Below are 13,266 nucleotides of genomic sequence, written 5' to 3'. Positions count from 1 at the left end.
GTGACCGAAGCCCCCACACAGCCTGTAATCAGTATCGGCCCGATATTGGAAAACTTGAGTAAAAATCCAACCTATCCAATAGCTGAGGTTAATAACAAAGTGCCCACGACGGAGAGAATAGGCAGAGAGTAAAGATGCCGAGCACTGCTCAAGCCCAAAATGGCAAGTAAAATAGCCTATTGCGTTAGGTTTAGAATAGCGTGGTCAGATCACGCCCCCCATACGCCTTCACCGCCTGCTCCCCGGCATTTCTCATTTGCTGAATCACGCTGACTAATTTTTGTGCATATTGTGGATCGGTGGCATAGCCGGCCTGTTGTAGTGCATGTGCCCCCTGCTCTGGGCTTTGCGCTGCTGCAACATGGGCGTAGCGCGGGTTCTGGGTCAGTAATTTGACATAATCAGTGACCGCCTCGACATAAGAGCCATACACCCGGAAACGAGCTTTGGTTTTCTTCGCCACACCTTGCTCATATTCAGTGGTGGTAATTTCACTGACCGGCCCATTCCAGCTACTGCCCGCCTTAATGCCAAAAACGTTATAGCTACTTTTGCCATCCGCAGTTGGGATCTCACGTTGGCCCCAACCGGATTCCAGCGCAGCCTGCGCCATGATCAGTTGATGTGGAATGCCGCTTTGTTGGCTGGCGATTTGTACCGGAATTGACATCCGAGCCACAAAGCTGCCATTACCTGGGGATATTGCCGCCATGCTACTGGACGGTGGCGTGGGGATGGCCCGGCGCATCACTTGCGCCAACGCCTGTGCTGGCATACGTTGCAACACCTCGTTATCCAACATCATCGGCACCGTACCCGCGGTTTCACTTGCCGAGGTGGTCCCGGAAAGTTGTTCAACCATCATGTCCGCCAGCCCTAATCCTTTGGCCGACATTTGCTGCGCAATTTGCTGATCGTACATCGAGGTATAAAGCTTGGTCTGCTCGCTGTTCATCACGCCGTCTTGTGGTAAGGCCGCTCGCATACTTTTCAGCATCATCTGCACAAACATCCCTTCCACCTGCTGAGCAACCTGCTTCAGATTACCCTCGGGATCCCGTGCCGCATCCCGTTTCAAGGCATCCAATGACTGAGCGTCATACGCCGCCCCGGACATCGCCATTAAATCACTCATTAGATAATTTCCAATTTAGCCCGCAAGCAACCCGCACTCTCCATGGCTTGCAAGATGGACATCAAATCTATTGGTGTCGCCCCCAACGAATTCAGCGCACGAACCACATTATTCAGATTTGGGCTGGCATTGACCCGCTGCAATACCCCACCTTGTTGCTGAACAGAAATCTGGGTATTTGGCGTCACCACGGTCTGACCACCACCAAACGGCGTATCCGGCTGGCTGACAATATTCTGTTTATCCACGACCACTGATAGGTTCCCTTGCGCCACCGCACAGGAATCCAACACCACATTGCGGTTCATCACCACAGAGCCGGTACGGGAGTTGATAATCACTTTGGCGTCGCCCGGATCCACATTGATCGGGATGTTCTGGATATCAGCCAGAAAACGGACCTGTGAACTACCGCCACGTGGGACCAGCACCTGAATGGTGCGCGCATCAATGGCTGTCGCTGAACCGAAACCACGCTGGCGGTTAATGGCATCACTGACTTGCTGTGCCAACGTGAAATCTTCGCTATTCAATTGCAGGTTAATGATGCCATCAGTGCCAAAGGTGGTAGGTAATTCACGTTCGATCGTCGCGCCGTTACTAATACGGCCACCCGCCAATTGGTTCACCTGAACACTGCTGCCACCGGCGGCGGCACCGGCGCCCCCAACCAGTACGTTGCCCTGCGCCAAGGCGTAAACCTGATTATCCACCCCTTTCAGGGGGGTCATTAACAACGTACCACCACGAATACTTTTAGCATTACCCATTGAGGAAACCACGACATCAATGGTTTGCCCTGCGCGGGAGAAGGCCGGTAATTTGGCAGTGACCATCACTGCCGCCACGTTTTTAAGTTGCATATTGGTGCCAGGGGGGACGGTTATTCCCAACTGCGACAACATATTGCTCAGGCTTTGCGTGGTAAACGGTGTTTGCATGGTTTGGTCACCGGAGCCATCTAGCCCAACCACAAGCCCATAACCAATCAGCGCGTTATCACGCACCCCTTGAACGGTCACCAAATCGCGGATACGCTCCGCCGATGCTGGTAGCCAAACCAGCGAGAGCAAGACCATAAGTAGAGTGACAAGTGACTGTTTACGCATTTTGACGCCTCTTCTTAGTACGGCGAAACATTAAGGAAGAACCGCTGTAACCAGCCCATGGTTTGCGCTTCATTGATATACCCATTCCCCACATACTCGATGCGCGCATCGGCAACCTGTGTTGAGGTCACGCTATTGCTGCCGCTGATGGTGCGTGGGTTGACTACCCCAGAGAAACGAATAAATTCGGTCCCCTGATTGATAGCAATCTGTTTTTCACCCACCACATGCAAGTTGCCGTTAGCCAGTACCTGATAGACTGTCACGGTGATCGTGCCGCTGAAGGTGTTATTGGCATTCGCGCCCCCCTTGCCGCCAAAAGTACTGTCGCCAGCGATCTCCATATCGGCGCGCCCATTACCCAATAACCCGTCCAAATAGCGAGGGGCGGTCGCAACACCAAATGAACTGGCACCATTACGGCTAGCATTGGCTGACGAACTTTTGCTGGCACTGACATTTTCCTGCAAGGTAATGGTCAGCGTGTCACCGATGTTACGTGGGCGGCGGTCTTCAAATAGGGGTTGATAGCCATAATTCATCGGCTGTACGGTCTGAAAAATAGAGCCATTCGGCAACGGTGCACTGGCCGGTGCGGGCTGCGCAGACGTGGTGCCATCCACCAGTGGTTTATGCGGAATATACGCGCAACCATTGAGTAGCAACATCGTCATCAACGGCGCACTTACTCTTCTCAAATACATCCCTTTCACTCCACCTGACGTTCTGAACGGCGCTCTATCCATCTCTGATTATCGATCCTGTAACCGGTTAGAGGCTGGCAAACTTGCCCAGATACATATTATGCTGCGGCGATCAGGGGGCACGACGCCCCCCGAAAGCAGGTTTACAGTTGAGCCAGTTTTTGCAACATCTGGTCAGACGTTGAAACTGCTTTACTGTTAATTTCATACGCGCGCTGCGTTTGGATCATATTGACCAACTCTTCCGCCACATTGACGTTAGAGGTTTCAACATAGCCCTGATACAACAACCCACCGCCATTCAGCCCAGGTGTGGTTTCGTTAGGCGCACCGGAACTGGCGGTTTCCTGATACAGATTTTCACCCACACTTTCCAAGCCACTGTTATTGATGAAGGTGGTCAAGGTCAGTTGCCCCACTTGCTGAGTCGCGGTTTGACCTTGCAAGGTGACACTGACGATCCCGTCACGGCCCACCGTCATGCTCAGGGCATTGGCAGGAATAGTGATCGCCGGTTGCACCTGAAAACCACCCGCAGTGACTAATTGACCATTCTGGTCAACCTGGAAAGAACCATCACGAGTATAGGCGTTGGTGCCATCAGGCATTTGTACCTGGAAGAATCCCTCACCTTTAATAGCAATATCTTTGCTGTTATTGGTTTGCGATAAATTCCCTTGACTGTGCAGACGCTCAGTCGCCACCGGGCGTACCCCGGTACCAATCTGTAAGCCAGACGGTAAGGTGGTCTGTTCGGAGGATTGTGCTCCCGGTTGACGCATGGTTTGGTACAGCAAATCTTCAAAGACCGCCCGCTGACGTTTAAAGCCATTGGTGCTAACGTTCGCCAGGTTGTTGGCGATCACATCCATATTGGTCTGCTGTGCATCCAAGCCGGTCTTGGCAATCCATAATGATCGGATCATCAGTTTATTCCTCTGCGCTCACGCGCTTAGCCCATTGCTAACAGCTGATTAGCGCGTTGTTCATTTTCATCCACGCTCTGGATGACTTTCATCTGCATTTCAAAACTGCGGGCGTTGGCAATCATGTCCGTCATGGCTTCAACGGCTTTCACGTTACTGCCTTCCAGTACCCCCGGCATAATTTTGACGAGCGGATCATTGGGCAATTGCGCGCCCCGAGCCTGTTGAGTGGCGGGGGTCAGATGGAACAATCCATCATCGCCGTGCATCATTTCACCCGCCGTCGCCTGAACCCGTTTGATCTGACCCAGTTGCGCAATGGTGTTTGGTGAATCACCGGCATTCAGTGCCGAGATAGTGCCATCCGCAGCAATAGTGACTGCCGCTTGGGGGGGGACTTCGATCGGGCCGTTATCCCCCATCAATGGGTAACCTTGCACCGTCATCTGCCCGTTCGCGGAAATCTGAATATTACCGTTGCGGGTGTAGGCTTCGCTGCCATCTGGCAGTTGTACCGCCAAATAACCATCTTGCTGCAAAGCAACATCCAGCGGACGACCACTGAAATTCATCGTCCCCTGGCTGATATCCACACCGGGAGTCGATGTGGTGACCATCGTGCGGGTAGCCAGACTTGGTCCATCAATGGGTACCGCGCGCATCGCAGCCAATTGCGCACGAAAGCCCGGTGTAGAGGCGTTCGCCAAATTGTTGGCGGTAACGGCCTGCAACTCCAGAGACTGCCGGGCAGCCCCCATTGCGGTATATATTGCGTGATCCATGAGCTCTTCCCGTCAGTACGATTAACGCAGGCTAACCAGAGTTTGTAAGATCTGATCTTGGGTTTTGATGGTCTGGGCGTTGGACTGATAGTTACGCTGTGCCACAATCATGTTGACCAATTCTTTACTCAAATCCACGTTAGAGGATTCCAGCGCACCACTGGTCAACGTGCCAAAGCCACCGCTACCGGCAGTGCCGAGCATCGGGTTACCGGAAGATTGCGTCTCTTTCCACACGTTATCGCCTTCGGAGGACAGCCCTTCTGGATTAGAGAAGTTAGCCATGACGATTTGGCCAAGCAATTGGGTTTGCTGGTTAGAATAAGTCCCAATGACGGAACCATCGCTGTTGATCTGGAAGCCAGTAAACTCACCTGCGGCGTAGCCGGTCTGGTTCTGCGCAACAATGCTGTCTGTACCCGTGTTTTGCTGCTTACTGCCCGCAACACTCAGCGCGAAGGGTTCTGCTGTCGCACCATTAACCACACCCATAGGTATGTTAAAGGTAAAAGGTACCGTTGTTGGAGTATCGACAGGCGTAGTCGCAGGTGGCGTGATCAGCGGATAAGTTGTCCCAGTCAACGCACCATTAGTATCAAACTGCATGGTTCCACGTTTTTCAGCAAGTTGCGCTGGGTTGGCACTACTATCACGGGTGTATACATCCCAAGAGTTACCATCCACTGAACTCTCAGTCCGCTTAACATAATACACATTGATCTCATGGCGGTTACCCAAGCTATCAAAGGTCGTCATGTTATTAACAAAGCTATAGGTATCTGGCTTATCTGGATCAAAGTCAGGGGTAGTAGGAATAATATCGTGCGTCGAGGTCAGGTTCACCACCATGTTGCCGGAGGTGGTAGCTCTGGCAGAGATCATATCCTGCGGAATAGACAAAGGTACCGGGTTGGCCCCCTGCTGTACCGTTGGCGGTGTGCCGGTTGCCGGGTAGCCGGTCAGATTCAGGCCTTGCATGTTGACGATATTACGATTCTCATCAAGCTTAAACTGGCCGTTACGGGCAAAGTAGATACCACCGCTGCTATCTTGCATGCGGAAGAAACCGTTCTGGCTGATAGCCAGATCCAAACGCCGGTTGGTGGTGGTTGGGGTGCCGTCGTTAAAATCTTGAGTAATACCCGCAACCTTTACGCCCATGCCGGTCTGAGAACCCGCAAACATATCAGCGAAAGAAACTGAACCCGCTTTAAAACCTGAAGTTGCCGAGTTGGCGATATTGTTACCGATCACATCCAAATTACTGGATGCTGCGTTCATACCGCTAACCGCTTGAGAAAAGCCCATTTTCTTCTCCGTTAAATTTGGGGTCTGTTACAGACCTTAAGCGCTGATGACATATCAAACGCTGTTTTTGATAATGAAAGTCAGTTCATTCACCGATGTGAATCACCGTACTGTCTGCTGTTTTATCACCGCGTAACTGCTCTATGACGGCATAACGGTTCGATGAAGGCATAACAACAGACTTATAAAATCTGGCGCACTTGATCTAGCGTGATGGTTCCCGCCAGACCCAAGTCCAGCTTCGAGCCATCAGCACCACGGGTTACACCATTGACAATGGCGTAATTCAACGGTGTTGCGACCAGTGATTCCCCACCATTACTGGCGGTAATTGTCACGGTGTAAGCGCCATCTGGCGCATTACCGCCAGCATCCAGTGAACCATCCCAGGTAAAGGAGTGAACCCCCGCGTTTAAACCACCGATCTCAATGGTCCGTACCACTTGACCATTGCTATCGCTAATGGTGGCGGTCACTTTATCTGCAGGCCGTTGTAGTTCGAGGCCAAAAGGCGTGGTGCTAACCGTTCCATCTTTACTGCCTGCAAATATATTAGAACCGGGGACCATGACCCCTCTACCAATCAGGCTGGTAGCGTACAGAGATTGGCTACTATCAATTTGCCCTGTAATAGAGCCAAGGGTCGTATTCAGCTTTTCAATGCCACTCACGGTGTTGATTTGTGCTAATTGCGTGGTCAACTCGTTATTTTGCATTGGGTTAGTGGGATCTTGGTTTTTCAACTGCGCCACTAATAACGTCAGGAAGCTATTTTGCAGATCTTGACTACTACTGCCGGTTGTGGAATTGGTCCCTGCCGTGCCAGTAATACCGTAATCACTTTCCGTCAGGGAATTGGTAATGGCCATTATGCTGGCTCCTGTTATTGACCGAGTGTCAGCGTTTTGAGCATCAAGGATTTGGTGGTATTCAGGACTTCAACGTTTGCCTGGTAGCTACGTGATGCAGAAATGGTGTTGACCATTTCACCCGTCACATCAACGTTGGGCATCCGCACATACCCTTTGGCATCCGCCAGAGGGTTACCCGGCTGATACACCAAACGATCCGGTGACGGATCATCAACTATCTGGGCAACACGCACTCCACCGGTTTCCTGTCCTGGCTGTGCAACCACCTGAAAGACGACTTGCTTGGCGCGGTAAGGTTGCCCATCGGGGCCAGTCACACTGTCGGCGTTGGCCAGATTACTGGCACTGACGTTCATCCGTTGCGACTGGGCTGATAATGCTGAACCGGCAATATCAAAAATATTCAGTAAAGACATGCGTCTTATCCTTGTTGTAACACTGACATCATCCCTTTAATCTGACCGCCAAGAACGGTCAGGTCGGTCTGATATTTCAGGCTATTATCGGCAAAGTTAGTACGTTCGCGGTCCATATCAACGGTATTGCCATCCATCGCGGGTTGATCTGGGATGCGGAACAACAAGTCCAGATCGGGCGGTTGAACTGTTGTTGCCGGGATATGGCGGGCTGAGGTTAAACTGAGCGACACCCCTGTCCCGTTAGCTCGTCCTTGCTCCATCACTTTTTTCAGTTGACTGGAGAAATCAATATCACGCGCCTGAAAGCCGGGTGTATCCGCATTTGCAATATTGGACGACAAGATCTCCTGCCGTTGTGCACGCAAATTAAGCGCTTCTTGTTGAAAACGCAGAGCACCGTCCAGTTTGTCGAGCATAGTCCCCCCGCAAGGTTAAAATTTGGAGCCGACAGCATAAACGTCGTACCGGGAAGCCTATCGCCAGAATAAGCGCAAAATGCGTCGCTATTTGTCCCCTTAACTCCGCCAAGGTACAGGTACACTAGTGTGTAATGTGATAGGGGGCGGTTTAACTAGTGGTTTAACTAATAGTGAACAGTGTGACGCTGAGGAAGGCCGTGATAACAAAGGAAGACCGTGATGGCGATGAAAAAAAGATGGTTGTGAAAAGAAAGAACATCATTATCGTGGCGCTTGGGCTGTTATTGCTCCATCACATACTGCCCCATCGGGTATTAGCTCATCAAACATTGGCTACTCAAACATTGGCTACTCAAACATTGACTACTCAAACATTAGCTAATCAAACATTGGCAACAAACTTATCAACACAGGTAGATCAATTCTTCCAGCAGCAATATCCGGATAAAGAGAGTCTGGTCAAGGTGGTGATAAAAACCCCACAGAGCCAGTGGCCACAATGTGATGCGCCCGAGATAACGTTACCGGCCAATGCCCGTCCGTGGGGGAGTGTCAGTCTGTCGGTACGCTGTGAAGGCCAGCGGCGGTTTATCCAAACACAGGTTCAGGTGAGCGGGCGTTATGCGGTTGCTGCTCGTCGATTAGCGGCTGGTGAAAAAATCAGCACACAAGATATTCAAATGAAACAAGGCCGGTTGGATACTTTACCGCCCGGTGCCCTGCTTGATACCCATTTTGCACAAGGCGCAGTAAGCCTGAGGCAAATCAATGCCGGGCAACCGTTGACCCGAAATATGCTCCGCCGTCTGTGGCTGGTTAAAACGGGTCAGGACGTGCAAGTATTAGCACAGGGTGATGGTTTTAATGTTAACAGTAATGGTAAGGCCATGAACAATGGGGCAGCACAGGAGACTATCCGAGTGCGTATGCCCTCTGGGCAGATAGTCAGTGGAACGGTGGCTGACGATGGCACAATTCGGATTATGTTATAGTCATTAAAGTTTTTTTAACCTTTGCCGATAATTAAAATAAGCCGTTATTTGCAGGTTAATGAATAAGTGATAATCCCGCCATTCATTTGCAGATAGACAAATGTTTTGCGGGTTGATAAACGAAAATCCCGCGATAAAGGGAGTAACACCATGAGCAGTATTGATCGCACTCAACCGCTATCGCCAGTAACACAAGTTCAAGCACGGGAAAGCAATGACGTAGCGCAACAAACGCGTCAGCCAGCTACCCAGACAAAAACCCCGGTCAGTGGTACTGAGGTTAAATTGAGTGATGCACAGGCAAAACTGATGCAACCGGGCAGCCAGGACATCAATGTGGAGCGTGTCGAAACATTAAAACAGGCTATCCGCAGCGGTCAATTGACTATGGATACCGGTAAAATAGCCGATGCCCTGTTAAAAAATGTGGCGGATGAACTTAAGAGTCGTTAATCGTAAAAGGATACGTGGTGGTGGAAAGTTTACAAACCAATCTGGACCAGCAGTTGGAACTGCTCGAATCGCTGACTCATGTCGTAGCGCAAGAGCAACAATTGCTATGCTCTGGGCGGATCCAAGGCTGGGTATTGCAAGGGGTAACAGAACAAAAAAGTTCAATATTGGCGACCCTGGCCTATTTGGACCAGACCCGGTTGACTACCGAAACCACCGTGAATATTCAAGCGCCTTATACTCATGTGGCAGCTTTAGCTGAACGTTGGCAGCGTATTTTACAACTCACTGAGCGCCTGCGTTACAGCAACCTACACAATGGGTTACTGCTACAACAACATATTGAACATAATAATCAAGCATTGGCAGTATTGAATACCCGCCACGGCCAATCGCTCTATGGCCCTGATGGTCAGGCTAAAGGTGCCAATCTGCTGGGCCGTAAGATCGGCATTTAACGCTAGCTCGCGCTTATCGCGACAGATCCTTTTTAAAAAAACAACGCCGCTCAATTAACATGAGCGGCGTTGCCCTCTGGGTGTTTGCTGCTTTTGGGGCGAGTCGATGATTACCGAACTCCCATTCACGCCCCAAATAATCAGCGCATTAAACTGTTCTTATTGCTATCTGGCTATCTGGCTATCTGGCTATATTGCCAGCGCACAGAGCGGGAACGCCAAGTACGCAGGCCCTGGTTGCAGCACACCCGTGTTCATATTCATGGTTTCAAAATCCGTACTGGTCTTTTTGGTCCAATATTCTCCTGATTGCCAATCAGAACTATACGTGGTCAAGTTCCCCCACTCGCCCCATAATGTCCCGTCAGGCGCACGCGTTCCATTGGTTGCACGGGAGGATTCAATAATCGCAGACATATCTGAACCTTGGCATTGTCTGCTGGCCTCGCTACTCGATACCAGCGATCTGCCGCTGGTGTATATCCACCGATTCGGTGAGAACCGATAAGTCACCGCATAACTTGGGAATTTTTTACTTTTCGCCGTCACGGTTACTTCACTATAGGTTTGGTAGGTAATAGTCACCTGACCCTGATCGTTAACCGATACATTGGGTGTGAATGACGACGACCAATCATACTGAGCATTATTAGCAACATCATTATTCATCTGTAGCTGGAACGTGGCATTTCTAAAGATCGTTTTCGGGAACCCTTTATCCGTAGCAAAGTTTTGCCCATTCACCAGAATACCGGTCAGCTTAGGTACCGGGAATAGGGATACTTTTTTCTGTAATGTGCTCAGTACCAAGGTATCAACCTGCGGCGTGATAGTGACATCACCAACGGTATTCCCAACCACCGTCGCGGTATAGCTATCTGGATGCTCGGTAATGGTGCTAATACTCACCGGCACACCGTTTTGAGTAAAACTCAAGCCCTGCACCCCACTGATAAAATGACCATTCTTATCGACGGGGACAAAGGATAATGTGGAACTCATCGTGCCATCAGCCAAGATATCCGGTGTGGAGACGGTGAAACTGGAGTGGCCGGCATCTGGAATAGGGTCCGCAGTGAAGTTAACCGTCACACTCGGCACATTGAACACAGATCCATCCACTTTCACTGTTACTGTTGCTGCCCCCAACGTGGTACTGGTCAACGGTGCGCTATAAGTACCATCATTGTGATCCGTGATAACGCCCATATTGCCTAAGGTTGTGTCAAAAACCACATTCTCGCCAGCCTGCGGGTCACCATAGGTATCCTTCAGGTCCAACGTGATGGTTGAGGCTATTAGACCATCAGCGATGATAGATGTCGGTACCGCAGCCAGACTGGATTTATCCGCCGCGATAGCCCCCTCGATAAAGTGAGTATCAACACGTTGGCGTTGCCCCTCCACTTCTGCTGTGACTACCGTCACGCCACCTGTCGTATTGGTTAATGCGATACGCGCGACGCCATTTGCATCGGTCTTTTCCGTGATTTTATTCGGCAACGCACCATTACTGGTGGTTATCACCACATCCTGCCCGGCTAAGGGTTTCCCTTCAAAATCAGCAACGGTGAACTCAACGGTGATCGCGGTTTTCCCATTGGCGGGAGCGCCATCACCACTGACGGCCGCCGTTAATATCAACTGAGGCTGCTGAACGGTGACGACCAATGTGGATGAATTAGATCTGTTCCCATTGTGATCAACCGCGACCGCGCTAAGCGAATAAAAATTGGCTGTCAAATCGGCTTCGCTGGGTAACACCGTTACCCTACTCACTTGTGCTGTGCGCTTATAAGGTGGTAAAACCAAGCTGAATTGCGTGGTACTCAATGGGGTTAATGTGCCGCCAGCGGCAATTAGTTCAGCATCATTCCAGATGATTTTCTTTACAGCAGATGCCCCTTGTATTTGTGCACCCACCTGATAAACCTGCCCCGGAAGGCCAGAGACAGTTGCTGGTGATAATGTCAGTTTAACCGCCTGCTGTTTCTGATACTCCAACACGATATTATTGTTACGATCGACAAGATTATAGCGACTTTCAGCAAGTAAACGTGTTCCAGCCACCGCCGAAGGGCTAAGTTGCGCCTGAAAATTCTCGCCTAGGCGATAGTTCATTTGTAGGTTCCACTGTGTTTCATGCTTACGACTTTTCCCCATACGCTGATCTACCCCGACAGTGAGTAGAGGCACGGGGGTGTAATTGATCCCAGCAGTCACAGCATAAGGGTTGCGTTGCAGATTATCTTTGCCAAATAAAGCAACACGTTCACCGGTGTATTGCTCATACATCAATTTCCCCCCCAGTTGCGGGAGCACAGGTAAATAAGCATTGGCGCGCAAATCCCCCCCTGTGGCCGGACGCTCTTTATAGTCGGAGAAATCGCGCGACGAGTGCCATCCACTGAGGCGAAAATACCCATTGGCAGCCAACTGTAAATAATCGGTCCAAGCCTCAGCACCAAGACCGATGCGGTGGTTGTGGCCGGTCAAATCATTGTCATAGAAAGTATTAAGTCCGTACAGCCAACCACTTTCCAATGTACGCAGCCCAACGCCAAGGTTAAGTGTGTTTCGGCTGTCTTTATTGCGAATACCTAACTGACTAAAAAAGAGGAACGAAGCAGATTCATACCAAGGAGCCAACCAATCAAGAGAGCTTTCTTTTAGCGAGAATTTTTTGTCGAAATTCAGATTAACTTGAGCCGTGCCGAATTTATTTAACCATTGTTTAATTTCTTGATTAACCGCATCGCCCACCATTGAATGAGCTATATCAGACGACCTGCCTGATGACGCCAATCTGGCACCGGTGCTTATCATCTTATTCACTGCCTCGGCCTCCTGATCCTTATTGGCACGATCTATCATTGCAGAATTTTTTTCTGCATCCGATACGGAAAAGGGATTGATTGAACTCTCCATTTCATTATTGGGACGAGTATCTTCAAATGCGTCTGAAGAAAGAGAATAAGACTGGGCCTGCGGCAGTGACTTAACATCATATTTTTCTGAAGCCACAACCATGAAGATGGTCAATATTAAACAGATAAAAATCATTATTCGCACAATAATATTAAATGAAATTATTTTATTAAAATACATAGACATTCCCGCACTCCTCTCAAGAAAAAACCACTGATTGGCTGGAAAACCATCTGATTTAAATGAAATAAAGCATACCCGTCATACGTCAAGCTACATGTGCGTTGGCTGCGCTCAACAACTTGCGTTATTTTGGGTATAAACGACCATAAACCGAGCATTTAAAATCACTTCAACTATTAATTAAAGATATAATAATTTGAAGAGATATTATTCTTAGATGCAAGATCACAGAACAACAATAAAAAACATTAAAAAGCAATAATTGGAAGTGGAAGTTATTTTTAATTTAGTAAAGACATTAAGAGGATAGCACCTTTTCAAATAATCAGACCGAGCAGATTAAAAATACTCGATATATATCATCAAACAGCCTCCGCCATGCGGCGATACAATTAACTTTATTGTGATAAAACAGGTGAAAATATTAAAGGCGCAAAATAAAAAACAAACTATCACTATAGAAATAATATCAATTAGAAGAAGTCCCCCCTTCATTTGATGTTATCAGTTACCTGCTGCGGTTTTTATTTCTACTTTCAGTCTGAGGCGTTACTCCGCAATATCCGTATTAATCCTGA

Annotated in this window: 13 protein-coding genes; 3 read left to right on the top strand and 10 right to left on the bottom strand. The window is 49.4% G+C overall.

What is annotated here, in order from left to right; translation table 11 throughout:
- Positions 1-190: 190 nt before the first annotated feature.
- The 9 genes from flgJ to flgB all read right to left on the bottom strand — a co-directional run bounded on the left by flgJ (position 191) and on the right by flgB (position 7,671).
- Complete coding sequence (flgJ, locus tag AC971_RS02550) at positions 191-1,135, bottom strand: flagellar assembly peptidoglycan hydrolase FlgJ (RefSeq protein ID WP_025383562.1); 945 nt, start codon at positions 1,133-1,135, stop codon at positions 191-193.
- On the bottom strand, positions 1,135-2,244 hold the full coding sequence (locus AC971_RS02545) for a flagellar basal body P-ring protein FlgI (protein WP_002211117.1): 1,110 nt from the start codon (positions 2,242-2,244) through the stop codon (positions 1,135-1,137). The genes flgJ and AC971_RS02545 overlap by 1 nt, the downstream gene beginning before the upstream one ends.
- A gap of 14 nt (positions 2,245-2,258) precedes the next feature.
- Positions 2,259-2,948: a flagellar basal body L-ring protein FlgH gene (gene flgH, locus AC971_RS02540; protein ID WP_025383561.1), complete on the bottom strand. Its 690-nt coding sequence runs from the start codon at positions 2,946-2,948 to the stop codon at positions 2,259-2,261.
- 143 nt (positions 2,949-3,091) lie between these two features.
- Entirely contained in the window at positions 3,092-3,874 is a 783-nt protein-coding gene (gene flgG, locus AC971_RS02535; RefSeq protein ID WP_024063376.1) for a flagellar basal-body rod protein FlgG, read from the bottom strand.
- 26 nt (positions 3,875-3,900) lie between these two features.
- Positions 3,901-4,656 carry a flagellar basal body rod protein FlgF gene (locus AC971_RS02530; RefSeq protein WP_025383560.1) on the bottom strand — a complete coding sequence of 252 codons (756 nt, stop codon included), beginning with the start codon at positions 4,654-4,656 and terminating at the stop codon, positions 3,901-3,903.
- Between the two features lie 21 nt (positions 4,657-4,677).
- Positions 4,678-5,964, bottom strand: a complete 1,287-nt coding sequence (flgE, locus tag AC971_RS02525) for a flagellar hook protein FlgE (RefSeq protein ID WP_025383559.1) — start codon at positions 5,962-5,964, stop codon at positions 4,678-4,680.
- Between the two features lie 182 nt (positions 5,965-6,146).
- Positions 6,147-6,833 carry a flagellar hook assembly protein FlgD gene (flgD, locus tag AC971_RS02520; protein ID WP_025383558.1) on the bottom strand — a complete coding sequence of 229 codons (687 nt, stop codon included), beginning with the start codon at positions 6,831-6,833 and terminating at the stop codon, positions 6,147-6,149.
- Between the two features lie 14 nt (positions 6,834-6,847).
- Positions 6,848-7,252 carry a flagellar basal body rod protein FlgC gene (flgC, locus tag AC971_RS02515; RefSeq protein ID WP_025383557.1) on the bottom strand — a complete coding sequence of 135 codons (405 nt, stop codon included), beginning with the start codon at positions 7,250-7,252 and terminating at the stop codon, positions 6,848-6,850.
- A gap of 5 nt (positions 7,253-7,257) precedes the next feature.
- Positions 7,258-7,671, bottom strand: coding sequence for a flagellar basal body rod protein FlgB (gene flgB / locus AC971_RS02510; RefSeq protein WP_025383556.1), 414 nt, complete (start codon positions 7,669-7,671; stop codon positions 7,258-7,260).
- A 239-nt stretch (positions 7,672-7,910) separates the two neighbouring features.
- Between flgB and flgA the strand changes: the two genes are divergently transcribed.
- From flgA to AC971_RS02495, 3 genes are all read left to right on the top strand, one after another.
- A complete protein-coding gene (gene flgA, locus AC971_RS02505; protein WP_038402648.1) occupies positions 7,911-8,666 on the top strand; it encodes a flagellar basal body P-ring formation chaperone FlgA in 756 nt (251 codons plus the stop codon).
- Between the two features lie 150 nt (positions 8,667-8,816).
- A complete protein-coding gene (gene flgM / locus AC971_RS02500; protein WP_025383554.1) occupies positions 8,817-9,119 on the top strand; it encodes a flagellar biosynthesis anti-sigma factor FlgM in 303 nt (100 codons plus the stop codon).
- Positions 9,120-9,136: 17 nt separating this feature from the next.
- Positions 9,137-9,577 carry a flagella synthesis protein FlgN gene (locus tag AC971_RS02495; protein WP_025383553.1) on the top strand — a complete coding sequence of 147 codons (441 nt, stop codon included), beginning with the start codon at positions 9,137-9,139 and terminating at the stop codon, positions 9,575-9,577.
- Positions 9,578-9,766: 189 nt separating this feature from the next.
- On the opposite strand, the gene inv is transcribed toward AC971_RS02495, so the two are convergent.
- The gene (gene inv, locus AC971_RS02490) at positions 9,767-12,691 is read right to left on the bottom strand and encodes an inverse autotransporter invasin Inv (protein ID WP_025383552.1); all 2,925 of its coding nucleotides are present in this window, start codon (positions 12,689-12,691) and stop codon (positions 9,767-9,769) included.
- Between the last annotated feature and the right edge of the window lie 575 nt (positions 12,692-13,266).

This window comes from Yersinia similis, assembly GCF_001053095.1.
In the GTDB taxonomy this organism is placed as follows: domain Bacteria; phylum Pseudomonadota; class Gammaproteobacteria; order Enterobacterales; family Enterobacteriaceae; genus Yersinia; species Yersinia similis.
Note: the sequence above shows the minus strand (reverse complement) of the source record. Positions and strands in the feature narration are given on the sequence as shown.